Genomic DNA, 26,761 nt, shown 5'->3' on the forward strand with positions numbered 1-26,761 from the left:
ATTTTTATTTATGGGTTTGTCAACAGAATAGAAGAAGTTTTTTGAGATTTTTCCGTTCTCGATTAGAGTCATTGCAAAATTTCCAACAAATTCATCATCTATTTTTTCTTTGGTAGCATCTATAAAAGAATCCGAAGTATTATTTGAAGTAATTGGTTTTAATAAAAATCCATCTATAAATCCGAAGCCGATAAATGCAGTCCAAATCAAAATTGCAAGAATAATTAATGCGGTGTATTTAAAAGTTCTCATTTAGTTTATTTTTGGTTCGTAATTTTTTTTCAATTGTGGGCAACATGTGGGTATGTACACCGGTGCATATACATACACTATATACTTACAAATCTAATGGATTTTTGATAGAATCAAAACTGCTCATAGCAACATGAGTGTAAATTTCTGTTGTTTTTGTCGAATTATGGCCTAAAAGTATCTGTATGTACCTAATATCTGTGCCAGCTTCAAGTAAGTGGGTTGCAAAGCTGTGCCTCAGGGTGTGCGGGGTGACATTCTTTTTGAAATTTGATTTTAGGGAAGCATTTAATACGATTTTAGAAACACTGCTTTCACTATAGCGCGCGTTCTCAGAGCTTTCGAAGAGATAATCCTTAGGACGCCATTGTCTAAAATAAATGCGAAGATCTTCTAAAATGTTTTTTGATAATAAGGAATATCTATCTTTGTTTCCCTTTGCTCCCCTAATGTGAACCATCATTCTACTACTATCTATATCCCGTATTTTCAGATTCAATAATTCACTACGTCTCAAACCGGCAGAATACAAAAGACCTACTATGCATTTATGCTTGATATTGTTTGTATTGTCAAGTAGTTTCCGTACCTCTGATTTTGAGAGTACGATGGGAAGCTTCTGTTCTTTCCTTGGCCGTTCTATGGCATAAAATCTATTGGGCATTCCCAATACGACCTCATAATAGAATTTAATGCTATTTATGGACTGATTGATATAAGAGTTGGACCTCTGTTCGGAAACCAATGTCCTTAGATAAGTGCGGATATCATCTTCGTTCAAATTTTCAAGTGGTACGTTTTTGTAAAAGTTAATAAAATGTTCGAAACAGCCTACATAAGATCTTACTGTATTGTTGGAATACCTTTTTACTTCCAATTTTTGTAAATATTCCTTTGGACAAACTCTATGGTCCTTATTTAGTTTTCTTTTAGCCATCCAAACTACCTCAATAGGATCGTCCAACTGTTTGGAATTATTTTTGTCAAAAAAATATTTACAGTTTATCCATGCCACACCTCTATAAATTGAAAATAGTTTGTCTAAATGCGGTTTTGTATTTGGAACGTGGTACATCCCGAATTCCTCACTCCAACTGACATCAGGAATCTCTTTAAGTAAAGCCAGTATTACTTTGTCCGTATGGAAATGTAAACCAATACATTTCTTATGGGAAATCATCAGGTGTTTTAAGGTAATATGTTTTTTTAATTCCATAACGTCTTTATATCAGGTAATTATAGATGATATAATTTATATAGTAGTACATTAGACGCATATCATTCGTTTAATGTACCACTAACGTGAAATTGTTTATGGAATTAACTCATCAGTGCTTGGCTTGTGGCAATGCTTTAGTTGGAAGGTCTGATAAAAAGTTTTGTGATGCATATTGTAAAAGTTCTTACCATTACAAAAAATCAATTGACGGCCAAAGAGGTAGTTTCTACAATGTGGTCAATAACCAACTTAAAAAAAACAGGCGGATATTGTCGTATTTTAATAAAGCTGGGAAAGCCGTGATAAGATCCAGTACAATGCTAGAGCGTGGTTTCAATCCTAAATTTTTCACCCACTACTGGAGAAATGGAAAGGGAGATATTTATTTTTTTGTTTATGAGTATGGTTTTCTAAAGCGAAAGGAACATGGGGTTGAAAAATATATCCTTATCAAATGGCAGGATTATATGAAGTTGTAATCGTTTTATTAACGGGATATAAATATTGATCAAAAAATCAAATATCATACATGTTAAAGATTTTTAGTTAGTCAATCCATAAGGTCATCAATATAGATCAAATAACCGTCGAGTCCCATTCTACTTTTGCCCTATTCACGGTAAAAATAAAAAAGCTGAAAACTCTATTTCGGTTCTTCATATTAAGGTCAGAATGCTTAACATCCTACTAAATAAGAACATTCCGTTTTCACAACCCATTCCGCCCATTCCCCTTCATTTCGCAGAAAAAGCTTCATTTCGGGAAAAGCGCTTCATTAAAAAAGTCTTGGACCCAACTCCAAAGTTTCCGACTTCCATTCCACTTGACCGTCTATTCCCGAGAAAAACCGGAAAGCGGCCAAACTCCATTCCCAATCTCCAACTTTGGAGTTACGTCCGCTTTAAATCCTACTTCTAAAGATTAATCCGTTTTCAAAATCGTTCAGCCCATTCCCCTGCATTTCGCGAAAAGCTCCATTTCGGGAAAAGCGCTTCCATTGATAAGTCTTGGACAAAACTCCAAATACTCCGATTTCCATTATGTTAATCCTGCCTGAAAAACGGCAACAACACTCCATTCCCAATCTCCGTCTTTGAAGTTCAGTCCGCTTTAGATCCTACTTTAAAATGTATAATCCGTTTTCATAATTCGTTCAGCCCATTCCCCTGCATTCCGCGAAAAGCTCCATTTCGGGAAAAGCGCTTCCCTTGATAAGTCTTGGACAAAACTCCAAATACTCCGATTTCCATTATGTTAATCCTGCCTGAAAAACGGCAACAACACTCCATTCCCAATCTCCGTCTTTGAAGTTCAGTCCGCTTTAGATCCTACTTTAAAAGTATAATCCGTTTTCATAATTCGTTCAGCCCATTCCCCTGCATTACGCGTAAAGCTCCATTTCGGGAAAAGAGCTTCACTTAAAAAGTCTTGGACACCATCCCCAATTTCTACTTTCCATTCCGCTAACCCGGTCCGCTGCGCCGGAACGGGACGCTTCATTCCCAATCCGAAATCGTGAACGGAGTCCGCCAATTCGGATTTCCATTTCATCATTTGGTGCCACTTCCAACATTATTGTACTTCACAAAAGTCTTTAGAAACACTTCCGCACCCTCACTGCCTTAACCTTTTTTTGCCAGCAAAATACCAACATTTGGAAATTGACCGGACTGCATAAACCAGGCTCGTGCCTCGCACTTTTTTATAAGTCCTCAACAATTCCAAATATTGAAAATGTATCGGCAACAAAAAAAGGTAACAGCGAGGGCCTATGGGAAGTAAATCTAAAATGAATCTTATGAAATCTTACAAAAACATACAAAAGGAAGCGGCACCAACAAAAACAAAAAAGGAAAACGCTCAAGATATAATAAGTAAATCACTTCAAAAAAATATAAAAACGTACTGTCTGAATGTTTACCCGACAATTAACATTGACGGGGTTCAGATAGCATTTTAATTAATCTTTAATTCTTTTATTATGAGCACTTTAAAAAATCACGTACAGTTAATCGGAAACGTTGGTCAAGAGCCAACAATTGCAAACCTTGAAAGCGGTAAAAAAGTAGCCCGTTTTTCACTTGCCACTAACGAGTATTACAAGGATGCCAATGGCGAAAAGCAAACAGAAACCAATTGGCATACCGTAGTAGCTTGGGGAAATAATGCCGAAATTATCGAAAAATATGTAGGCAAAGGCAAGGAAGTGGGTGTTATGGGAAAATTGAAATCCCGAAGCTACGAGGACAAAGAGGGTATCAAACGATATGTTACCGAAATCGAAGCGAATGAGATTCTTTTACTTGGTATTAAAAATTACAAGTAATTCCTAAAAATCAAAGAGGGCGTTCCTCTCGAAAGTTGCGCCCTCTTTTCATTATTCACAGTTTAAATATATGCACAATGAAATCAAAGATTATTTCATCCGTTCGCCTTAAAGGCTCGGGTCACGAATTCCAAAACAAATATGAACCGATGAGTACAGCACAAGTTAATGAAATCAAAGAAGGATTGCAACATTTTCACGGAACGGAAATGTTCTTCCAAATCCCATTAATTAGAACACGTTTTACGGACGGTCTAAAATATTTGGCCGATGTAGCGGATTGTTTTTGGCTCATTACGGATACTTCGGTAGTTGCAAAAAGCCTGATTCCTCGTAGCGAATTTATAACCATAGACTTTAAAAGATTGTCAGAAGAAAGACAAGATTTTACAGGCTACGAAGCTGAAATTATTTATACCGATGGTAACGATAATATTTTAGAAAAACACGGCTATCGGGCAACCGATTTTCCACTCGATGAACTGCGTTTATATTTTGTAAATGATACACTGATGTTACCAAGCGAATACTAAATTTTAGAGCTATGGTTTATCTCAATTTTACAGACTTGAGAGAAGAGACTCAAAATCGACTTTTGGAAAATTCTAAAAAATACGTGGAACGAAAATTTGGCGATGATATTCGCAAATACGTAAGAGAAAATTACACCTGTTTTGAAACGATGATAGAGGAAGAGGCATTGCGAAATTTATATTCCTACACATTCATTTCTAACATTTAATTTTCCAACTAGATAATAAAGCACCTCTAAATTTTGGAGGTGTTTTTTGTTTTATAATTCCAAATCAAATAAAAAAACGTATCTTTATTTCGCTGTAATTCAGCATTCAAATTTACTTAGGGTTATCCATTTTTCACTTTCGCCTATAACCGTACCCATCGAAAAATAACATATCGGAAATTTATTTCCTTAAAAAGGCAATTGGCTTTTTAGCCAGATTGTATGAAATTTTTGTCCCGCTAAAGCGGGACGAAAAGAATAGCAAGAGGGTAACACGCGATGCGATGTTTCGGATTCCTTTTCGTTTTTAAATAGCTGATAGTCAGCTGTTTAAAATAATTGTAATTTCTTGACAATCAATGATTTGCGACAAATGAGCTATAAACGCTCATTTTTAGGGAAGATTTTGCGACAAATCGGCGAAATATGGATTCATTTAAAGGAATTAGATTTAAAAAGGAAACAGCCATACGTTTCCAAACATTCTCCCGCACTTACTTCAAATCGCACACCGAAGCGATGGCTACAATGCTCGATTTTTTCTTCTACAATGAGATATCTCCAAAAGAAAAATTGGGTCCGACAGGGCGAACCATCGAAGCCAAGTTGCTTAAAAGAATCAATGCCGTCATCGCAATAATGAGGGATGTTGAAAAGACCCAAACTAAGCCCACGGTCGCAATGATTCAATCTCTTTTTGAGACGGAACAGCCAAACAATAAACCTTTGATATTGGAAAAGAAATATGCTGAAGAAAAAAAGGAAATTCGCTTTTTTGAAATCGAGTCTACGAGATTAACGACCAAAGGGAGAGCGAAGCGGTAAAAACAAAATCTTAAGAATGAACTTTAAAATATAGGCGATGTATATCACGATCACAGCTCAAAAAATGGGAGGAAAATATTCACAAAGTTCAGGCGATTTTGTCGGTTATCTGGAGAAGGAAAACCAAGGTCTTGAGCAACAGGATATGGAACAATTTTTCAATCAATATGGCGAAGGTATTTCCGCTGAAGACGTGGTAAGGGATATTGATGGAAACACTGCAAAACTCAAAAAGACAGAACCGAAATTCTATTCCATTACAGTCAGTCCGTCAAAGTACGAATTGAACAGGTTGCAGAACAGTAGTGAAGATTTGAAAAAGTACACGCGGGAGCTGATCAAGGATTATGTGGCATCCTTCAATCGTGAAATCGATGGAAGACCTATAACCATCGATGACATAAAATACTATGCAAAAATAGAACATCAAAGAACCTTTAAAGGAACTGACATACAGATTAAAGAAAACCAGCCTTATGCTACAAAAATACTTCAGCTTAAAACTGAAATCCGAAATCTGCAAGATGGGAGAGCGGAAGGGAATATCAACAGTATGAAAAGGGAAATTGCAAAACTGGAAAAGCAAGCACCACACCAACAAGATGGTAAACGAATTGTGCAAGGAATGCCAAAGGCTGGAAACCAAAGCCACATTCACATCATAGTAAGTCGTAAAGATGCATCCAATACGTTCAGTCTTTCGCCAGGAAGTAAACATAAAGCTTCGGAAGTTGAGATGCACGGTAAGAATGTGAAACGTGGCTTTGATAGAGATAAATTTTTTGAGAGTGCCGAGAAACGGTTTGATAAAACATTCGATTACCAAAGGAACTTTGCAGAAACCTATAAAGCACGAAAGGATTTTGTCAAGAATCCGAAAATCTATTTTGCTTCCTTGATGAAACTGCCCACCAACGAGAAGGCATTGGCTTTTAAAATAATGGGTAAAGCCGGTATTCCAATAATGCCAACAATTCCCGTAACGCAGGCACAATTGGCAATGAAAATATTTAATCGGCTACGACGTGGTGCGGAAGTGGCCATCAAATCGAGTTCCATCGGAATCTAATTTAAAATTATGCAAATGGACAATCTCGTAACGGTACTTTTTATTATTGGTTTGGCCAGTAGTGTTTTCTATGGAATATTTCGGATAAGCAGATATCCATTTGTAGTCAATCTTCTTTTGATTGGTGCTCTTGTGTATTATTCAAATGAACAATTACCATTGGTGCAAGTAGCACTTTATTTGGTTTGTCCTCTGATATTAATTAACATAGGAATGTATGTTTTCTTGCATAAAACGGAGAAGCCTAAAAATGGAAATGCCAAATATCAGGTAAACTTTTCCACTACAAAAGGAAACTTTAAACTGGACAACATCAAACGTGGGGCATCAATCATTGGTTCTGCCGGAAGTGGAAAGACCGAGAGTGTTGTGTATGGATTCCTGAAACATTTCCAAAAAGTAGGTTTTTGCGGCATCATCCACGATTACAAAGATTTTGAGCTGACCGAAATGGCATATCCGCTTTTTAAGGATGGCGATATTCCGTTTAAGGTCATTTCCTTTGATAAAATCATTCACAAGGTAAATCCTATTGCGCCACGCTATTTAGAGAACGAGGAAAGCGTCAATGAGGTGTCAAGGGTATTAATCGAAAACCTTTTGGAACAAAGGGAATCAGGAACTTCGGGAACCACAAAGTTTTTCAATGATGCTGCGGAAGGCTTGATTGGTGCCCTGATCTGGAAACTGAAAACCACCTATCCTCAGTTTTGCACACTTCCACACTTGATTGCCATTTATCAATACCTGGACACGGACAGCCTGATCAAATTTTTGGAAACCAATACCACATCAAGAGCAATGGCAGATGCCTTTATCAGTGGGAAGGATTCTGAGCGGCAGACCGCAGGTGTAAAAAGTACTTTGGCGAATGCACTGAAACGAATTAGCACACAGCGGATTTTTATGACCTTATCTGCAGACGACGTACCACTAGATATAAACAGTCCAGAAAACCCAACTGTGATTTCCATAGTGAACAACCCCAAATTTGAAACCTCCTATTCGCCAGTTATCGCTACCATTATTCACACCATCATAAAGCAAATGAGTGTTCGTAATAGCAAGCCTTCATTTCTTTTGATGGAAGAGGCACCTACCATCCGATTATTGAATATGCATCGTATTCCAGCAACATTGCGGAGTTATAATATTTCTACAATTTATGTGATGCAGGATAAAATTCAGAATGATATGATGTACGGTGATAAGGGGAGTAAGGCAATTTTGAGCAATCTTTCTTATCAGTTTTTTGGTAAAGTCAATGATCCTGACACCGCCAAATATTACGAACGTTTCTTTGAGATTGTGAAAGATCCAACCAAGAGTATCAGTCGTGGTCATAATCTTGATTTTGATACGCGCATAACTACGGGCGAAAAGGAAATTCCGAAAATAAGAGCTGATGTGTTTTTTAGACTGAAACAAGGCGAGTTTATTACTTATGCTGATGGGAAGGATAAGAAGGTCCAGTTTAAGCTGGGCAGAATCGAAAGAGAACTACCACAAAGTGCTATTGAATTTTCAGATGAAGACTTGGAGACCAACTTTGAAAGAATTTATGATGAAGCGCGATCAATATTTGATTAAAAATAATTTTTTATAATTCGGGACGCACTGTGTCCCGAATTGGATTTATGCTCAAAATAATAATCCACCACCGCTGGAATGAAATAATATTATAATTTTTACTACTGCATACGTTTGGCAAAAAGAATTGTCGAATCTTCCAATATCGCTGTAGTGATAAACTACCTAAATAAGGTTTACAAATCAGTTCAAATGGAAAAGCAATTTTTTGAAAACTACATGAAATTAGTACACAATATAAAATAACGAAAGTAAAATATAGACGGGATGCCAATAATACCTATATTTCCTGGTATCGTTCAAATAGAATAAAAAAGAAATTTCTGCGAATAATTTCAAAAATGTACTGAAATTAATAGAAACTACAGGATAACCCAAGTCGATTCCACCTAAATCTAACGTCATTCTGTAAAGATTATCTTCCCCTTAGTTAACTCCTTTCCAAAACCGAGAAAGTCTCTTGTTTTCAGTATAGAACTCTACGAAAATTGCTAAATCATTATGTATGGTAAAAGCATTTCCAGCGACGTCGATGTAGTTGATAACGCGCTCTTTAAGTTTTGGATTTTTTTTTAGAAATATATTCCGTGATTAAAACAATTGGCTTATCGCTATTGTTTTTCATTTCTTCCAATCGAAATAAAATTAAATTAAATCCTGTTGAGATGTTATAATATAAAACCTGGTTTCTACAGTGAATTTTGAATTGCTGATAGTTAAGTGAGAGTTTTCCTTTATGCTGTCCACGATTATTTGGATATTGACGAGCTCTTTTAATTTGGAAGTAGCTTCGTAAATGATATCATTATTTCGATACATAATCTGTGATGTTCATTTTTTTATATTGTTCAGTGGCAATGAACATTCAGATTTAATGAACATCTTGAAATATGCAAAGTGAATTTTGAAGAAATCAATGAATGAAATTCAGAGAGAAGATTCTATTAGTTAAAACGGCCCCTTATCCCTCGGCCCATTATGCGTTACCTTCCATTGGCCATCTTCTTGAACCAGTTTAAATACACCTGGTTTTGGATCGTAAGCTGTAGAATATTTTATCCAAGCTACCTCGCCATCCATAGCTTCATCGACCACTTTAAAGTTAGTTTCTGAATTTTTATCTTCAGCAAACATTTCTTGAATGCTGGAAAGGTTTGCATATCCTTCCGCAGTGGTATGTTTTTTTAAGTTAGCATCATTTCCATGATAAAAACTTTCGGCAACAACTTTGGCAGTTTCAGAAGGGGAAAGATTCTTGCTCTCTGAACACGAGAAGAACAACAAAATGAGCGAGCAAATGACTAAATTTTTCATAATCTTTCTAATTTGGGTTATTGATATTTCTATGTGATATTTTCAGTTCTATACTGCGTTCGCCATCTTTTTCATTCAATTCTAAAATTGCCCTACGGTCATTGGATAATGAAAATTTGGGCAACACATAAACGAACCTTACCGTTTCGCTTTCTGCAATTTTTGAGGGCAGATTATGTATGTAAATTGGCTCTTGATATAATCGTTGTAACGATTTTCTTTTTCCTTTCTGACGCGTTTCAATCGAAAGTTTTAAGAAATTTAAATCATAATCCAAAGTCGAATTATTCTTTATCTCGATGACGAAATAAAGTTCTTCCGTATCAAAAACAATGTTTTCGACGCTCAAAACAATACCTTCGGTTCGCTTTTTATTCCTACCAAATCGCTGCTTTCTTTCAATAAGGTAAGAACTGAATTTCTGGTAATAATAATTCCTGTTATCAATTTTACTTTCAGCAATAGCAACCGAGATAGTATCGTTCATTATTGGTTTTTCATTCCCGATACTACTGGACTTCGGAATAAAATAATTGAATTTAGATAACTGCGCCTTATACCTTACAATATACGAAAAAATTGAACCATCTCTATTGACTATCAGAAGATTGCTTTCTTTTCCTGGCTTTGCTTGAAGCAAACCGAAATACTGCTCTTTCTCACGATTGTAAGTGAATATAAAATTGTCCGAACCGGTTATGCCTTGGCGAATGGGCTCTGGGAAAAACATCGCCACATTTTTAGTGTCATTTGCGTAGATGGTGTCTATAACTATTAGGTTTTGGGCCGAAACCTGTGCCATGCAAAGGTGGGGTGTGATAGTGGAAGCAACGGCAATAAATGAAGTTATGATATATCTTTTCATAAGATTGAATTTTTAAGAACCTTTAAGTGGCTCATAGTTTTGGTTTTAGAATAAGCTTATAATTGTTCAGCACGGTCACTTTTACGCTTTTGTTTTTACGTTTTAGAATTTTAGTAATACCACCAACTTCCGGAACACTAGGAATGTTGATATCGCCAATAACATCGTCTAGGACTTCCGTTGTAATTTCTTCCCGAAAATTGTTTTCGACATAGATGCCCTCACTACCATCCTGCAAATCGAATGCTTTCAGTTTGGTAGGATGATGATTAATATTCTCAATTTCTATTAAAGCACGATTGGGCTGAAAACTGATAAATCCAAAAACGAGTGTGTTTTTCTGCATTTCCTTATTGTTAATCATTGCAGCTTTGGTAAGTCGCATCCGCAATCGGGAGTTTGCTTTTACTACTTGGTCTCCATCGACGACCACATATATGGTTTCATCCGTATTCCCGATGATTGAAGAATCGTTTGGCTCGGGAGAAGCAGCAAAAAATAATTGATGTTCCAGTCCCAATTCTTGGACTTCAATCTTCTGTGCTCGTCTTATTTCTGCGGAATCTACTTCTTTAACTTTTTTTGGAGCTGCTCTTTTTGAACCCATATTCTGATATGCCACTTCTGAATATCTGATTTTCCCTGCCGAATAGATACTATCTACGATACGTTCTTTTTCACGTTGAGGCAGATCTGCATCATAAAAGCCGAGGGAATCAATCAATTTTTCATTGTAGATACTCGGCGCATTCGTTTCGCGCACTTCCTTAAGATCATTGATGGCATCCAGTTTGGTCTTATACTCTTTTTGATTTTCTTGCAAAGCTGGTATTTGGGTCTGTTTAAGATTTTCATTTTCACTTTCATCATCGCCCATAACCATGATGGTATAGGAAATTAGAAACATTAAAATCACAGCCAATACGGCTGCAAAGACAATTTTATTCTTTTCTATTTTCATGAGAGTTAATTTTAAAATGCCCATCACCTGCCCGACGGTAGGCGGGTCGGCTCGATTTTCATTGTTTAAATTTTTTTAAGGAGTTTTCAAAATAATTGGTTATCAATAATCCGTGCGGATTATTCGGGAAGTTTCGGTCAACCATACTCAGGTTTCCGGTGGAAACGAGTTCATAAGTGTCGATGATAGAACCACGATTGATTTTAAAAATAGTTATGGTTCTAAAGCTGTAAATCCCATTGTTTTCCTCGATTTGTGAATCGATGCTCAATACTTTTTGAACAAGGGAGAATTGTAATAATCGGTTATAGACCCCATCCGCTCTTTTTTGACGATATAGGTTGTCCACTGAACTATTGCCCAGCCAAAGTGCTTTCGCAAGATTCTTTTCATAATTGCTTGCGTCAATATTGTAAAAGTAATTATGGAACAGTTCCAAGTGGGCCAAAGCTTCGACCCCGAAATTTTCTTTTTGGGTAACGAGCTTTAAAGGAATGATACTGCCATCAGTGTTTATAGCGAATGCACTATTTAAAGTTTTCTTATTAGTATTGAACACCATCCAGATCGAAAATGTACTGGTAAGCAAAGCGCAAACCACCACCGCCAAAACGATGAAACGATTTAATTTGAGGACTGCATATATGTTTTTATAGGGTGTTTTCATGTCATTTATATTAACCGTTAAATAGTCTTAAGGTGAAGGATGTTGCACGCCTGTAAAGCTTGAACTTTAGAAATACTATGAATCCAACGGAACCAAGTTGTACGACGGGGGCAAAGAATCCTTGTCCGAGGTCGGTTCCAAATAGATTATTCCAAAAGTTGGTGTTGAGTTCTGTATATAGTGCATTTACGAATATATTAACCAAAAAGAAGGCTGGCACGAGCATATAAACCGCAGCATATAATTTGAAAAAATTATAGGCCAATGATCGGAATTTTTCAAATACTGCTAAACTGATAACCAATGGAAAAAAGGCCTGCATAATCCCCAAAAGAAAGAACCGTTCTGCCAAAAAGAGTGGATAGATAAATAGGTCCAAAAGCCATAGAATGATGCCAATGATAAAAGCAATTATTTTGAATCCATAAAGTGGTGTGACCAAAGCTTCGTAAAGCAGAGTCATCGCATTTTTTGCAGCATCCATTAGATTGACTTCTTCCTCAATGTGAATGTCTTGCATTTGCAAGGGCAAAAGTGCTGGAGCAGTCCCTCTATACTGCGCTTCTATTGACACCAAGATGCTATCAAAAAAGCCCAATAGCTGTGTCGAGAATATGACCAAAAGAACTATGGCAAAATTCTTTGCCAGTTCGCCTGGGCTCAATCCCCAAGTGTAACCATCTTTGTCCGCAATACCTTCATTGTATTTTTTAAGAATGTTCACAAGGAAAAACAAAACCGCAAGCGTTTTCATTCCTGCAATGGTATATTGCGAAAAGCTACTGTTTTGTATGGTTTGGAAAACCGTATCGATATATTCCAAGCCTATTCCTAAAATGATGGTTGCAGTCATCTTAATATTCTGTTTCGCGGTTATTGATTTTATCCTGCATTTTTCTGAAGGAAATAATATCCTTGTAGCGTTTGGTTTTGGTTTTCACATTAGAAACCATTTCCTTGGATTCCAGTTCTTTTTCTTTTAAGATTCCAGTACGTTCGGCATCAGTCATTTTTAAGAAATCACTGGACAGAATATCATCTATAAAATCCATTGTATCCAAGGAGTTTTCTACAATGGCGCTAAACGATTCCGATACCCGACTTACTTCATCAGGTTTGATATAAGGGGAATCAAGAATATCCCTTAAGTCATTTTGCATCACGCGAATTAGACGTTGGTTATTTTGACCGATTTCCCGAACCGCATTTAGTTGTCTAACCACGTCATTTACCTTCTCAATATTTTCTTTAGCCTTTTTCATAAATTCAACCGTTTTTATAATGTTTGCTGTCTGCTTCCCAGATTCTATCAGTTGTTTTACCAAGCTGATGAAATTGGTATTGTCATAAGTGGGCATTCCCTGAGCATTGATGTTCAAGCTGAATAAGAGTGCCATTGCGAGTACTATAAGTTTCGATTTACTCATAGTTAAAAATCTGTTTTGGTATTCGTGAACCTTTGGTATCATAATATTATTTTTTAGAAGTGAATTCAATAATTGCTTTTTCCATATTCTGATGTTGCTCATAGAGCTTCATTATTTCTTCATTTTCCTTTCCATCTGTCAGGTAAGCGGCATACACTTCCTTTGGTACCTCGAGACGGAAAATGTTACTTTCCTTACCGATTTTTATAAACATTTCCGTGTATTTGCGTGGCCCGGAAAGATTGTTCTTGATAGATTTTAATTGGTTGAGATCATGGGTGGAAAGATTGAGACGCTTGACCAATTCTGCATAACCTTTTTCATTATGGAGACTGTAGAACACCTGTGTGTTTTCAAGGATGCTCGCCGATGTTGAATTGTTTGGAAGCTGGTTTATGGATTGCAGAACGATTCCGATGGCACCGTTCTGCTTTCGGATCGCTTGATAATAGAATTCTACACTTTCCAATACGTTCTCAAACTTCAGTTGCTTAGCAAACTCGTCGAAAAGGATGATGCCTTTTTCGGCTCGGTTCTTCCAGATTGTCCGTTGAATGGCTGACTTAATCAGCTTCAACATAACGGACAGGATTTCTTTGTTGTCCTTTACTTCATCCAGTTCAAAAACAATTAAACGCTTGTCCTCGATTTTATAGGTCTGGTCTTCGCTGACTTCAAACAGAAAACTATAGAGACCATCGCCAACATACTCCGACATGACGTGCAAGAAGCTAGTAACATTGAAGTAGTCAGGATGGATTTTAAGTTGATTTAAGAGGTCTTTTTGATTGCTCTCTATAAAGTGGTAGAAGCCATCCAAAGAGTGATTTTCAGGCGTGCTATCGTAATAATGGCGTAGAATCTTTTTTACCGAAACGGATTGTGCCTTGGTCACTTTTAAATCTGAAGCAAACAATTCAAATAGGAATACGGATAAGTCCTCCAATCGTTCAGGTGTCAGGTCGTTCGTATCACTTATGTAAAATGGATTGATACCGAGATTCTTTCCACTTTCGTATCGAAGCACAGTATATTGTTCAGGATAAAGCTTAGCGAATTTGGTATAAGAACCACCCAAGTCGATAATGACCAGACGAACGCCACTTTCAAAATATTGGCGCAAAATGTTATTTGCCAGAAAGGATTTGCCTTCGCCAGTTGGAGCGAAAATGGCAAAGTTCCGTGCCTTGATGCGTTTCTTACGTTCATCCCAAACATCTTTCAAGACAGGAATGTTGTGTTCTCGGTCGTTAAAAATGATTCCTGTAGGATCCGATTTATAATTGGTGTTATTGATAAACAGGCAAAGCGCGTGTTTCAAATCCGTCACATACATATCGGTATTGCTGAAATTGGAAGAGAAACAGCAATAACTGTTCAGTATATAGTTCTTTCGTTCCTCTCCTCGTGGATAGTATGGGATGATATCCAATTCCTTGAATTCAGTCTTGATTTTAGAACCAATCCGAGCTAAATTTTCTGCATTTTTATCCCAATAAATGATATTGAGATGGCCACGGATAATTCTTGAATTATCGTCGGCATTAATCTGGTCAAGGATATGCTGAATTTTGCCAAGAACAACTTTGTTCTGTGAACCGAAATTTGAACTTTTATTAAGTTCCTCGACCTTCTTGTCAAGCAGCTTGCGCCACTTTTGTTTATCGTCCAAATAGATAATCTGGTTGACAATATGGTTTTCGTTAAGCGTAAGCCCTAAACCATCAATAAACCCTTGATGAAACACAAAATCGTCAGAAGTGAATTTCTCATTGGTCTTGCTACTCTGTACACTTTCGCCAAAGCACAGTTCACTATTGATGGCAAGGGCATCAAAATAGTTTTCGCCTATAGTGACGCTTTTCTTATCCAATAAAATATCGGTGTCAAATCCTTCATTGAATCCATTGAAATATGAATTCGTTAACTCTTGGATATGTTTTGCTTCAAGGGGGATAAGTTCAATCTTCCGACTATTATTGATAAAGGAAACGGAATCGCTGACCGACCCGATGAAGCTCTTTACGTTATCGTCTAATTTTTGAACGATATCCTTGACCACCTTTCGGAGAGGATTGACATATTTTGGGTTGTTCAATGCTTTGTTCTTGGTAAGTATAAAGAACAAATAGCAACGGTGTTCCATATATTCACGCCCTTTAAAATGGTCGTGCGTAGCCTTTTCCAGAAAGGTAGAATTAGGCAATTGATCGGACGTGTAGGATTTCTTTATATAGATATCCTGTTTGTGAACGACCGTTCCAACAGACAACGATTTTAACGCCTGAAACCATGCACCGTGCAAATCCTCAAAATCCTTTTCCGATAGGGAGTAGATTTCAGGTAATATCCCCTCATAGCACAAGACCACGTTGCCATTATTGGCAAAAATGATATTGTCCTGAATATCCGCAATCGGACGATATGCTGAAAGGTTAATCTTGTTCATAATCGAAACCAGAGGTTTTTTTATTGCTGATGATTCTTGGAAAGGCTTTCGCTATCTGAAATAGTTGCGGATTGTGGGTCGTTTTTGACAGGGCAACATAAAGGGTCGCATTGAAAACCAGTATGCCAATAATCAACATAAAGCTGAAAGAGAATATGATGATTAAGAGCGAAGCGATAATCGACACCATCATTAATGCAAACAGGGAGATGGGCAGTCCAAAAATGACCGCCCGTTTCCTGATGTTTTTATAGATCTCGAATTTCTTCATGCTTCTTTTCTAATAAATTCCTCTTTGGTGGTTAGACTACGATGGAGATTAGGTAAGTGAATATCCCGACCACCGCACCTGCAATGAGTACAAACACAAGAACCCGTGTAATCCCCTTTTTAAGGTCAGCGTTTTCGCCAAAGAAGTGTCCTGCATTAAACAGAAAACCCACAAGAAAGATGACTCCCAATATAATTGGGAAAATTGTCCTGATGGTGTCCGAAACATCATTAACGGAATCTTCAATACCTCCAATCTGCGCAAAAAGCGAGGTTGAGAATAGTGAAATAAGAGCTGCGAAATAGATTGATTTTTTCATAACGGAACAGTTTAAATTTTGGATTGTTTTCGTTATTGGAAATATACATATATTTACTTTTAAATAATTGATAATCAAATATTTGTGAATAAAATGTTGTTTGATATCATTTGAATTCCTTTGCTGTTATTTGGCATTAAATTTTATGGAATTTTGAATATCGGTTGTTGATAATCTGAAAAATTAAAGTGAAAAAAGTGTTCAAAAACGTCAGCTTTGTCATTTTGCTTCTAAAAATGTCTCTCATTTTTGGACAGGAACCGGCAACTCAAAAAATTATAATTATCGATGTTGGGCACGGTGGAATGGATTCCGGTGCAATCGGAATAAATGGCATCCAGGAAAAGGATGTTGTACTGGATATTGCATTGAAGATATTGAGACTTAACGAACAGGCTGAAAAAACGCTGGATATTTACTTAACGAGATATAGCGATACGCTTATTTCGTTATTTGATAGAACAAAACTAGCTAAAGCTCTAAAAGCAGATCTGTTTATTTCCTTGCATTGTAATCATTCGGATAATCCGAATGCAAGAGGCATAGAGGTTTATGCTTCAAGAGTGCAAGGGGATTATTCAAGAGAATCCGTAGTTATAGGATATCAAACTGAAAAGATACTATGCAAAAGGGTAGGATATGACAGTCGAGGTGTGAAGTTTGCGAATTTTCAGGTTTTGCGAGAAATGAATCACTATTGTGCATCAATGCTTTTGGAACTTGGATTTTTGAGTAATATCGATGAAGCCAGCTATATTTCTGATTCCGATAATATCCAACATATCGCATTGGCCATTCTGCTATCCATACAAAATCAGTAATATTATGAAAGATTTATTTTTAGAATTAACGATGAGTTTGAAAACCATTGTTCAACAATTTATTTCTGAAGTAATTTTATTATATAAGTCTTTCAGAAGTTGATTTATTTCCTCTTATCCCCAGCACTCTCGTCAAAAGCAATTAAATTAAATAGCTCACGCATTCTGCTGCGAACGCGGTTTCCATAGCGTTCCTCCAATTCTTCTGCGTTGAGATTAGTGGTGGCGTGGGTTTTTATTTTCTTCTTGGATTGCAGATATAATTCGTAACGCGATAAAAGCACTTCCCCCATTACATTGAGATCCTTGCCATAAAATCGCCCAGCAGGTTCAATGCCCAAGTCATCAAAGCAGAAGAATTTGGTATTTCCGTAATCTTCAATCGTTTTGAAGCCAATGTGATTAAAGCTAAACGCCACATTCCGACAGGGAATCACTTCGTAGGGTCGTTGCAATGGGACAATGTGCCGTAACAATTTCATCAAAGTTGTCTTTCCACATCCCACTGGTCCGGATAGAAGAATTCCTTTGTCAGGATCAATGTCATCTTTCATACAATTTTCTTGGTCTTTTATGAAATAGTGACACAGTTTGCGGATGATAACCGTGTCCTCAGGGTAAATTCTAAATTGTTCTCCAAAGAGCAATTTCCCTTTTGCTTCCAAGTAAACCAGGATTTTGTCAAAATCATAGAGCACGCTTTTGCCATCAAACTTTCCGAGCGAGTATTCCACGCCTCCTTCGGTAATTTTAGAGGGGTTGTCCATAATCTTTATTTTTAGTAGTCCGCAAGTTGTCCTTGATTTGGGACGCTTGTTTTTTGTTTGGGTTGTTTTCCTTGTTGAATAATTCTGTTCTGTCCATCCAGTTGCTCGCTAAAGCGCGCCAATCCCTAATTTCATTTCCATCACTCGTTTGCCAATTCCGAGTTTCGTAATATTCGAAGAATTTTTTTCCTTCATCAGCATTAAAATCTTTTTCAATAAAAAAATCAATAACGGCCTGCCAGCCCTTTGGTTGTTTTATAGTGTTTACTTGTTTGGTATTGTTTATAGTAGATACCAGTGCTTGTCCACTGGTGGGACGGTGCGAGTCCACAGCTTGTCCATTAGTGGGATGGTGTTGGTACACTACTGGTTCACGTATGGGACGGTAGTGTTCCGCAAGTTGTTCTAATGTGGGATTGTACTGTCCCGTAACAGGTTCATCACTTGTCCCGATAATGGACATCTTAATTTTACTGCCTTTATATGGATTGTTTGAAGGGAAGTAGGATAAGTAGTTCCAAGAATCCAATTCTGTAACACATCTGTGATATGTGGTTTTAGAGCCAATTTTCGAAGCTCTCATCAAATCCCTTCGGTTCACATAAAGTTCATCCGCAAAACGACTGCTGTTCCATTCCTGAAATAGCGCCATATACAAACTGATATGGGTAGGATTTAGGCGGTCATCGAAATAGAACTTTTCAAAAGCCGCATTAAGTAGCTTTATGTAGTTCATCTTTTAAGAATTTAGGCCGTGCTGCACACGGTTGGCATCCATAACTTTTTGAATTTCCTCTGCGTCATAGTAGATGATGCCACCAACTTTGTTGTAGGGTAAAGTACCATTGATACGAAGATTCTGTAAAGTGCCTGGACTTACTTGAAGTAAATCCATAACCTCGGAAGATTTGAGATATTTTTTAAGTTTTCCTGTTGTTTGTTTGGATAATAATTTTTTGATGTCATCGAGCAATTCCATTTTGAATTCCCGAAGGTCGTCTGTGGTAATAATACTTGTTGGCATAATAGAGCGATTTTAATGGTAAAAAGGCTATCGCATTGCTTTCAACTAATTTGATAGCCCCTGACCTGATTTGACTTTCGTTCTACAAATTTGGATAATATTATTGGATTTTTTCCCCCATGTCAACCGTACTACGGTCAAAATTTAACATTTTGAAATTTGATGCGTTTTGCGGTTATTTACTTGTTGTTTCTTCAGAGTCCATCATCAAATAGGTATAAATAAAATGGAAACAGCAGTGAAAAGATGATAACGGTAGGTCGACAGTACTACTGTCTTTTTAGAAGTCGAAAATAGGGACATATTAATACTATTCATGACTTTTTTTAATTTCTAATAATAAGGCTGAGCAGAGCGAATCTAAAAATAGGGTTTTACTGTTTTTTCGGTATTTAATATGCTGGAACGTTTTGTAAAGATCTTTGGGAATATAATCAAAAGTTTGTTGCAATGCTTTTGACACTTTTCTGATATTTAAATTGTTCTTATGTGAGAGTCCGGCAAAGTAAATTGCATAAACTAGTTCCACCCAATCAGTGTTAGTAAATGGCCATGCCAATTTTTTCAGCTTATCACTAGTGTTCTCAGTACTTGGCAAAGTTAAAGTTAAATTCGCTAAGCGATTTTCAAGATAAATAAGAAACCAACCATACGCTCTAAATTTACCCAAAAGCAAATCTCTGGGGGTTGAAAATTTTGAATCTTGAAAATAGACTTTAGAAGTGACTATGTGGTAATTATCCAGAAACTCACGTGTATAGTATTCTCGATCAAAATGGTGGTAATCTGAATCTGTGTATTGTATAAAGTCCAAATTATAAATGAAAAATCGATTGATATTTTGAATTTTTTTTCTTGTAAATTTTCGTTGAATAACCTTATCGGCCTTTGGAAATTGAAGTTCAAATGAGAGTATTTCAGAAAAGTAGATTAAATGCTGTAAAGGCATTTGCTTTGTGAATTGGAAAAAATAAATTTCCTCGGGAACAGAGCTAAACCCATTTTTATTAATTTCTCGCTGAAATAGTTGTAAAAGTTTATTGCAAGCTACTATGGACCGTTTGCACCTTTCAATAATCGTATTTGAATTTTCATCAATATCCAGTAATTCTTGTTCTAAATTCTGTGTAAGTAGTTCTAAATCCATATCATATCTATTTAGAGTTTTAGGAGACTATAAATAGAGTCAATATTGAATAGTTGAGAGAATTTAGGAAGATGACACGCTATAAATAGTTGTATGGAAGAGATTACAAAAAGCATGCCTAACTATAATAACTTATTGATTTACATTATTTTGAGACTCGCTACATATCTCTAATTCTTTAGATTTTAGGATAGCCGAAATTTTCATTACCAACAAAGAACAAATGTAGGTAGTGGTTGAAGTTAAGATTAATGGCAGTGGAGTACAATAGTCTGGATATGAAAGCAGATAATACCGTGATAATTCATATTTGGAACCAAAATAGGTTCCACGAAACATTTTAAGTGCTTTTATTAATATTAAGTATGGTTAATTGATTCTATTTAGTATTTTTGCACCAGACGAAATCAAATTGTACCATAACCCACGTGTTTAAGGTCACAAATCGTCAACATAGAAAAAGAGATTTAACAAGAGTGTTGATATGGTTGGGATAATTGAACAAAGTTCGAGTCCCGTCCAGACCGCAATAATGCTAAGAAGCTCTAAAGAAATTTGGAGCTTTTTTTGGCAAGATTCCCATCGTCATGGGATCGAGAAGATGTTGTGTTGTTTCCGAAGAGATTCGGGACGTAGTGATACCAAAGCAATTTGGTATTCCGATGAGAAGCTTTCCTTTTCTGTTTTCAACAGGATCGGGATGCTTTTTTGTTTTGGGGTGGTTTGTGAATTCGTCGGAAGTCATAAAAAGAGGATTAAGTTAAAAGTTATGAATTCCTGAGAACAGCAGAATGCAGACTCTAGGAACACTTTTATTAAAGGCTAAATACTTAGAGATAGATTTAATTCAAATGTATTTTGAATTGAAAATAAAACTACATTTATCCCATAATTAGAACCTCCAAATCAACCTTATGAAATACTACTACACCCTGCTGTTTTGTTTCCTTTTTTCTGTGGCTCAAGGCCAAACTTTTATCAAAGATTTTTTTTCTATAACAGAACTGGTTTCTTTGGGAACCGATTCCTATTTCGTAGCTACAGATGAGAGAGGTTTTGAACTGTGGAAGACAGATGGCACCAAAGCGAATACCTTTTTAATTAAAGATATTAATACCTTACAATCTAGTGATCCTGCAGAGCTGACGGTCTTTAATGGGGAAGTTTATTTCTCGGCCAATGACGGATTTTTCGGTCGGGAATTATGGAAAACTGACGGCACTGAACAAGGTACGCGGATGGTAAAAAATAGTCATCAGGCTCTTGGTGGAAGTTCAAATCCTAGCAATTTTACTGTTTTTAATAATGAACTTTATTTTACGGCTACCGATCATTTTCTTGGCGGAGGATATCAATTGTGGAAAACGGATGGCACTGAAAACGGTACCGTAAAATTACATGATGCAGAAGGCTCAACGATGTCTCATTTGGTTGCAGTACATAATAAGTTATATTTTACATTGAGTGGCAGTATGTTAATGTCATATGATCCGCAGAACGGTTTTAAAGAATATCCTTCTGATGTATATTATTCCACCAATCGTTTAATGGCAGTGGATAACGCTTTGTTTTATACAACGTACAACTCTTATGATAGTGCGATTCGTCTGTATAAGCTAGAGGCGGACGAGAATCCGATATTGTTACACGAATTTTCTGGAGATCAGAAACTTCTCAATATGACTAAAGTGGGCAGTTCTGTTTATTTTTCTATAGCAAAAAGAGTAGAAAACGGTCAGAATACCGATGATTTATGGAAAACTAATGGTACCCAGGACGGCACTATTTTGGTTAAAACCTTTACCTGGGATCCTCATCTTTTTGGTTCCAATATCACCAACTTTATAGATTATAAAGATGATTTGTTTTTTAGGGCAGGAAACGCACTTGATCACAAACTATGGAAATCAGATGGCACGACCGAAGGAACAGTAAAAGTTGGAAATACACGTCTTGATCCTTGGGCAAACTTGGTGGTGTTTGAAGACTTGCTATATTATATCGGTGGCCAAAAAATTTGGGCCAACAGTGGGAGTACTGAAAGTGAAGCAAAAATTTCTAACGTGCCTATAGTTTATCATGGATCCGATGGTTATTTTACTATGAAGGCTGCCGGAGGGGAATTGTATTTTAAGGCAGCATATCAAGAAAGAACTGCGCTATACACAATCTCTTCAAACCCAATTTTGGAAGTTAAGAAGCAGACCCATTTAATCAATGTGAAGGATGATCTTTATTTTGAATCAAAACTAGATAGCGTCGCCAAGGTGCTTTTGGATTTGAAAAATATTGGAAATAAAGAGCTCGTTTTTTCTAAAGTTGAGGTGGTTGGAAGGGATTTTTATATCAATGATGCCATTGCGAGTTCAGAATTTCAAAATGGCCAAGATCGTTTGAACCAGAAAATGAATCCTGGAGAGACATCCGAACTTGAAATTTTGTTCTATCCAAGTACAAAGGGGGTCAAACATGCAAGTTTATATTTCTATAGTACAGATGTTAATTTCCCTTTATTTGAAATCGCATTAACCGGATTTTCGGAGCCTGAAATAGGGTTAAGCGATGGTCAGTCCATACAGCTTAAAAAAATGATTGACTTCACAAATTCAGAAGCAACCATTCTACTTGATAGCAGTTCTATACCAGAGAATGCGGGCAACAATTATCTGGTGGGTAAATTAAAGGTAAAAGATAATGTCGATGGTATTGCCTTTCAATTGCCGGTAGATCCGGAGTATCCTGATAATGCCTATTTCAAAATTAAAGGCAACCTTTTAAAGACTAAGGAGAGTTTTGATTTTGAGCAAAAAAACACCTATCAGATTTCTATTAGTGGTGTCAATAACACTACTAATCTCGAGCTCATTCAACAGTTTGCCATTAGCGTCTTAGATGTTATTGAAGCTCCTGTTTTAGAAGCTTGTGGTGTAGAAGAGGTCAACATGGGATATGGTCTAAACGCTGTCACATTTTTAGATGCCACTACGGTGGTTGCAGTTGGAAGCCATGGCGCCATTTTGAAATCTGATGATGCCGGTATGACGTGGAGACGGATCAACAGTAAGGATCATAAACACCTAATCAATCTTCAATTTGTCAATGCAACAATAGGTTATGCCATTGGAGATGGGTTATTCAAAACTGAAGATGGCGGAGAAACATGGTTCAAAATTAAATTGACTAATGCGGCCTACCCACCAAGAAATTTATATTTCGTAAACGAAATGGTAGGTTATCTTTTTGGAGAAAACGGTACTATTTATAGTACTACCGACGGTGGCCGTTATTGGAAGCAAAAAAACGTGGGCTACAACAATCATCAATCGGCGCACTTTTTTAATGCCGATAAAGGCATTGTTGTAGGGAGTTCAAAATTTATATATACCACCCTTGATGGTGGCACAACTTGGGAATCAAAAGAGCTACAGGTATCAGGATTGTCAACATTCGAAAGATTTACGAAGGTTTTTTTTATAAATGATACCGTTGGATTTATTGGAACGGGCAGTGGTAAGATTATTCAAACCTTAGACAGTGGAAAGACCTGGAAGGTGGTTTCAAAACTCGAGTATGCGACAGATATCATAGATTTAAAATTTTTTAATGACCACATTGGTTATGTGTTAACGGAGGGTTCGTTATTCAAAACCAACGATTCTGGCAAGACGTGGGTAGAGGAGCGTTTGGAAGATTACCATCGTGGGCTGCAGAGCATAGCCTTAAGTCCGGATGGCACTAAAAAAATTATGGTGGGTCACGGAGCTTCCTGCTGTGTGGGCTTAACACCGGGACACATTATTTATGCCCAAGAGGCCCAAAATCCTTGGACCACAGTCTCTTATTTGGCCTTAGGTTTTGATCCTACAGGTTCTATATATATGAAAGATAATTTAGGATTGGTGTTTGGATCTTATGAGGGCGCTAGATCTTTTGACGGGGGTGTAACCTGGGAGCGTATTACGGCACCGGGCCAAGATGTCAAGAATGTGTCAGTTGTTGAAAAGACTATTTATATCTCAACACAAGATGGTCTGTTCAAAAGCATTGATTATGGTAGCAACTGGACTATTTTAAATGCGTCAAGTTTTAAGACTCTATTTTATGTCAATGAAAGGATAGTGTATGCGACAGCTCATGAAGGTGTTTTCAAATCAGAAGATAGCGGCCATAGTTGGACACATTTGAGTTCAGTGCCCGAGAATGGATGGAATCTGTTTTTTAAAAATGAAAATGAAGGCTATGTGGGGACGGTAGTGAATGGCCTGTACAAGACAACTGACGGTGGATTGACATGGATGCCAGTGCCTTTGGAAATCATTGGAGATGCCTACATGAGCGTGTATGCTGTAAATCTTAAAGATGACATTGGTTTTGCTGGCACCTCGCAAGGCCTGTTTAAAACTATAGATGGCGGCGTTACTTGGAAACAAACCAGCAAAACTCTGCCAGAAATCAGATTTATCCTTCCTGTCACAACCTCAGAGTGGTTTACCGTATCCCAAGATATGATTTTCAGAACGGTGAATGCTGGTGACCATTGGGAGCTCGTATCTCATGGTGATGACTTATCTGCAGTTTATTTTGCCAACGAAAAACTTTTTGCTATCGGTTATAAAACATTTATACAGCTGAGAGGGAAACAATCCTTAGCTCCTGCCAGTCCGATAGCTGGTCCAGTTTATGTGCGCGAGAGAACGACGGAACAGTATCAGGTAAACAATGATCTTGATGCCAATTACGTATGGACGGTGACCGGACCTCATAAAATCAGTTATTCTGGTAATACAGCTTCTGTGGAATGGACGGTTCCAGGAACTTATAAAATAACAGTGCAATCTTATGACAACTGTGCATCTGGAAGTGTGAGGGAGATGACCGTGACGGTCGCTAAGCAAGAGTCTATGGTCAGCATCAATGGCGCTACCGAGGTTGAAGAGTTTTCAAATAATCATGGCTATTCTACAGCAATCCATGCTGATATACGCTACCATTGGTTAGCTGCCGGGCATCAAAACTTCACGGTATCCAATGATAAAATGAAGTTGGATTGGGGCAAATCTGGTTTGGGAAAAGTGCAACTCATTGCCACAAACGCAAACACCGGACTCAGGCAGGAAGCACATTTAGATGTTGCGATATTGGCCAAACCCCTGCCCTCCAATAATTTTAAGGTTGAGGTTATTGGTGAATCCTGTCCCGGATCGAATAATGGAAAAATCAATATCACCGCCAGCGTGGGCAAGGCTTATCAAGTGTCCTTAAATGGTGTAAAGCATCAATTTACAACAGCATTATCACTTCAAGACCTTCCTCCCAAAAGTTATGAGTTTTGTATTGTTGAAGCTGAAACTTCGTATAAACAATGTTATAAGGTAGAGTTGCCAGCTGCCGCCCCTATTTTGGGAAGAACTTCCGTACAGTCAGAATCCTTAAGGGTGGATATGGAAAATGGGACCGCACCTTTCAAAATATTTATCAATGGAACTTTGAACTTGGAAACATCCGACCCTTCATTTTCAGTGCAGGTAAAGCATGGAGATATTATCGCGGTACATTCTGATATTGCCTGTGAAGGTGTGTTGCACAGAACCATTACTATAGATAATGAATTTAGCATCTTCCCAAACCCGAGCCAAGGTGATTTTCAGATGAGAGTACCCGTACAGCAGAAAACGATTTCTATTTCGATGTATTCAGCGCAATTACGATTGATATCTAATTGTGAATACCCTGTAACCGATGGGAATGTGCAACTGAGCCTGAAAGATCAGTCCAGCGGCTTATATCTAATCACGGTGCATACAGAAACACCAGTAGTAATAAAATTATTAAAACAATAACTATGAAAAAGGTTTTATGGATAGTAAGTGTGATGTTGTGGTCGTGCGGAGGCAGTTCTGATGATGCTCCACCGCCCGAGAAGAGTAATGATGCTCCTACAATCCCGGCATTGTTTTATCCAACAAATAATTTGTTATGCACAGACTCCACAGTGAGTTTTAGTTGGGAGGCCGCTCGTGATGCAAACAATGATCCTATAGAATATATGCTCCAGGTAGCTACCGATAATCAGTTCGGCACCCTTGATTTCAGTGCTAAAACTACCACAACTTCACACGCATTTAAGCTAAAGAAGGGGGTTTTCTATTATTGGAGAGTAAAGGCTTCAGACGATAAAAATGCGTCCAGTAATTTTTCGCCAGTGTTTAGTTTTTATACCCAGGGTGAAGCGGTTTCAAATCACTTGCCATTTTCACCGCAATTGGTGTCGCCTATTTTAAACGCTAAAATAGATGATCAGCTTATTGACCTCAAATGGTCAGCTAATGATGTTGATAATGACCCGTTACGTTTTGATGTCTATTTTGGAACTGATAATCCGCCTATGCTTTTAGTGGGTCACAATCAACCTTCACCACAAATACAGGTGCAGGTTACATCTAAAAGCAAGTATTATTGGTATGATGTCGTTAAAGATAATCGGGGTGGTGTAACCTTCGGACAAATATGGAATTTTGATGTCAATTGAGCACGTAACTCTACGCTTAAAAGTGGGTGTTTGAAATGGCAAAAGTCTTTTCTCTGTGCAACATTATATTTTTTACAGAACTATAAACATGTTTTAATGTTTCCAAATCTCGATTTATAGGGTCGGGAAGGGGTAATGCCAGAGTAATTTAGTAGTCTGATGAAAGCTTTTCGTTTC

General features: G+C 37.3%; 25 protein-coding genes and 2 pseudogenes. 10 read left to right on the forward strand and 17 right to left on the reverse strand.

Annotated features, from left to right (window positions below; all coding sequences use genetic code 11):
- A pseudogene (locus tag G525_RS20575) lies at positions 1-252 on the reverse strand (serine hydrolase domain-containing protein); the annotation flags it as partial.
- Positions 253-337: 85 nt separating this feature from the next.
- Positions 338-1,468, reverse strand: a complete 1,131-nt coding sequence (xerA, locus tag G525_RS0108805; RefSeq protein WP_027125851.1) for a site-specific tyrosine recombinase/integron integrase — start codon at positions 1,466-1,468, stop codon at positions 338-340.
- Between the two features lie 98 nt (positions 1,469-1,566).
- Here xerA and G525_RS0108810 point away from each other — a divergent pair, with 98 nt between their 5' ends.
- Positions 1,567-1,950, forward strand: coding sequence for a hypothetical protein (locus tag G525_RS0108810; RefSeq protein WP_027125852.1), 384 nt, complete (start codon positions 1,567-1,569; stop codon positions 1,948-1,950).
- An 832-nt stretch (positions 1,951-2,782) separates the two neighbouring features.
- Here G525_RS0108810 and G525_RS0108815 read toward each other — a convergent pair.
- The gene (locus G525_RS0108815; protein ID WP_027125853.1) at positions 2,783-3,025 is read right to left on the reverse strand and encodes a hypothetical protein; all 243 of its coding nucleotides are present in this window, start codon (positions 3,023-3,025) and stop codon (positions 2,783-2,785) included.
- Positions 3,026-3,452: 427 nt separating this feature from the next.
- On the opposite strand from G525_RS0108815, the gene G525_RS0108825 reads away from it, so the two are divergent.
- The 6 genes from G525_RS0108825 (at position 3,453) to G525_RS0108850 (ending at position 8,023) form a co-directional block, all read left to right on the forward strand.
- A complete protein-coding gene (locus tag G525_RS0108825) occupies positions 3,453-3,797 on the forward strand; it encodes a single-stranded DNA-binding protein (RefSeq protein WP_027125855.1) in 345 nt (114 codons plus the stop codon).
- Positions 3,798-3,946: 149 nt separating this feature from the next.
- Positions 3,947-4,330, forward strand: a complete 384-nt coding sequence (locus tag G525_RS0108830) for a DUF6876 family protein (RefSeq protein WP_027125856.1) — start codon at positions 3,947-3,949, stop codon at positions 4,328-4,330.
- Between the two features lie 11 nt (positions 4,331-4,341).
- Positions 4,342-4,539 (forward strand): hypothetical protein, encoded by a 198-nt coding sequence (locus tag G525_RS0108835; protein WP_027125857.1) that lies wholly within the window; start codon positions 4,342-4,344, stop codon positions 4,537-4,539.
- Between the two features lie 426 nt (positions 4,540-4,965).
- Positions 4,966-5,364: a BfmA/BtgA family mobilization protein gene (locus tag G525_RS20580; protein WP_051209862.1), complete on the forward strand. Its 399-nt coding sequence runs from the start codon at positions 4,966-4,968 to the stop codon at positions 5,362-5,364.
- Between the two features lie 37 nt (positions 5,365-5,401).
- Entirely contained in the window at positions 5,402-6,433 is a 1,032-nt protein-coding gene (mobB, locus tag G525_RS0108845; RefSeq protein WP_027125858.1) for a MobB family relaxase, read from the forward strand.
- A gap of 9 nt (positions 6,434-6,442) precedes the next feature.
- Positions 6,443-8,023 (forward strand): type IV secretory system conjugative DNA transfer family protein, encoded by a 1,581-nt coding sequence (locus G525_RS0108850; RefSeq protein ID WP_027125859.1) that lies wholly within the window; start codon positions 6,443-6,445, stop codon positions 8,021-8,023.
- 948 nt (positions 8,024-8,971) lie between these two features.
- Here G525_RS0108850 and G525_RS0108855 read toward each other — a convergent pair.
- From G525_RS0108855 to G525_RS0108895, 9 genes and pseudogenes are all read right to left on the reverse strand, one after another.
- A complete protein-coding gene (locus G525_RS0108855; protein WP_027125860.1) occupies positions 8,972-9,337 on the reverse strand; it encodes a nuclear transport factor 2 family protein in 366 nt (121 codons plus the stop codon).
- 7 nt (positions 9,338-9,344) lie between these two features.
- Positions 9,345-10,202 (reverse strand): DUF4138 domain-containing protein, encoded by an 858-nt coding sequence (locus tag G525_RS0108860; RefSeq protein WP_027125861.1) that lies wholly within the window; start codon positions 10,200-10,202, stop codon positions 9,345-9,347.
- Between the two features lie 31 nt (positions 10,203-10,233).
- Complete coding sequence (gene traM / locus G525_RS0108865) at positions 10,234-11,163, reverse strand: conjugative transposon protein TraM (protein ID WP_027125862.1); 930 nt, start codon at positions 11,161-11,163, stop codon at positions 10,234-10,236.
- 54 nt (positions 11,164-11,217) lie between these two features.
- Positions 11,218-11,830: pseudogene (locus G525_RS0108870) on the reverse strand (conjugal transfer protein TraK); the annotation flags it as partial.
- Positions 11,831-11,840: 10 nt separating this feature from the next.
- Entirely contained in the window at positions 11,841-12,683 is an 843-nt protein-coding gene (locus G525_RS0108875) for a hypothetical protein (RefSeq protein ID WP_027125864.1), read from the reverse strand.
- Position 12,684: 1 nt separating this feature from the next.
- Positions 12,685-13,257, reverse strand: coding sequence for a hypothetical protein (locus G525_RS0108880; RefSeq protein ID WP_035479363.1), 573 nt, complete (start codon positions 13,255-13,257; stop codon positions 12,685-12,687).
- A 46-nt stretch (positions 13,258-13,303) separates the two neighbouring features.
- A complete protein-coding gene (locus G525_RS0108885; protein WP_027125866.1) occupies positions 13,304-15,706 on the reverse strand; it encodes a TraG family conjugative transposon ATPase in 2,403 nt (800 codons plus the stop codon).
- A complete protein-coding gene (locus G525_RS0108890) occupies positions 15,693-15,977 on the reverse strand; it encodes a hypothetical protein (protein WP_027125867.1) in 285 nt (94 codons plus the stop codon). The genes G525_RS0108885 and G525_RS0108890 overlap by 14 nt, the downstream gene beginning before the upstream one ends.
- Before the next feature lie 31 nt (positions 15,978-16,008).
- A complete protein-coding gene (locus G525_RS0108895) occupies positions 16,009-16,296 on the reverse strand; it encodes a hypothetical protein (protein ID WP_027125868.1) in 288 nt (95 codons plus the stop codon).
- Between the two features lie 188 nt (positions 16,297-16,484).
- On the opposite strand from G525_RS0108895, the gene G525_RS0108900 reads away from it, so the two are divergent.
- Positions 16,485-17,117 (forward strand): N-acetylmuramoyl-L-alanine amidase family protein, encoded by a 633-nt coding sequence (locus tag G525_RS0108900; protein ID WP_027125869.1) that lies wholly within the window; start codon positions 16,485-16,487, stop codon positions 17,115-17,117.
- A 104-nt stretch (positions 17,118-17,221) separates the two neighbouring features.
- Here the strand turns inward: G525_RS0108900 and G525_RS0108905 are convergent, their stop codons facing one another.
- The 5 genes from G525_RS0108905 to G525_RS0108925 form a co-directional block, all read right to left on the reverse strand.
- Positions 17,222-17,884 carry a P-loop NTPase family protein gene (locus tag G525_RS0108905; protein WP_027125870.1) on the reverse strand — a complete coding sequence of 221 codons (663 nt, stop codon included), beginning with the start codon at positions 17,882-17,884 and terminating at the stop codon, positions 17,222-17,224.
- Positions 17,868-18,620 (reverse strand): hypothetical protein, encoded by a 753-nt coding sequence (locus tag G525_RS0108910; RefSeq protein ID WP_027125871.1) that lies wholly within the window; start codon positions 18,618-18,620, stop codon positions 17,868-17,870. Before G525_RS0108910 ends, G525_RS0108905 begins: the two co-directional genes overlap by 17 nt.
- A 3-nt stretch (positions 18,621-18,623) precedes the next feature.
- Positions 18,624-18,908 (reverse strand): helix-turn-helix domain-containing protein, encoded by a 285-nt coding sequence (locus G525_RS0108915; RefSeq protein ID WP_027125872.1) that lies wholly within the window; start codon positions 18,906-18,908, stop codon positions 18,624-18,626.
- Between the two features lie 310 nt (positions 18,909-19,218).
- Positions 19,219-20,055, reverse strand: a complete 837-nt coding sequence (locus G525_RS0108920; RefSeq protein ID WP_027125873.1) for an RteC domain-containing protein — start codon at positions 20,053-20,055, stop codon at positions 19,219-19,221.
- Between the two features lie 535 nt (positions 20,056-20,590).
- Positions 20,591-20,800 (reverse strand): hypothetical protein, encoded by a 210-nt coding sequence (locus G525_RS0108925; RefSeq protein WP_027125874.1) that lies wholly within the window; start codon positions 20,798-20,800, stop codon positions 20,591-20,593.
- A gap of 169 nt (positions 20,801-20,969) precedes the next feature.
- Here G525_RS0108925 and G525_RS0108930 point away from each other — a divergent pair, with 169 nt between their 5' ends.
- A complete protein-coding gene (locus tag G525_RS0108930; protein ID WP_084647733.1) occupies positions 20,970-25,895 on the forward strand; it encodes a YCF48-related protein in 4,926 nt (1,641 codons plus the stop codon).
- Positions 25,896-25,897: 2 nt separating this feature from the next.
- On the forward strand, positions 25,898-26,584 hold the full coding sequence (locus tag G525_RS0108935; RefSeq protein WP_027125876.1) for a glycoside hydrolase family 78 protein: 687 nt from the start codon (positions 25,898-25,900) through the stop codon (positions 26,582-26,584).
- The last annotated feature ends 177 nt before the right edge of the window (positions 26,585-26,761 follow it).

Origin of the sequence: Gelidibacter mesophilus DSM 14095 (assembly GCF_000423005.1) — a bacterium.
Classification (GTDB): domain Bacteria; phylum Bacteroidota; class Bacteroidia; order Flavobacteriales; family Flavobacteriaceae; genus Gelidibacter; species Gelidibacter mesophilus.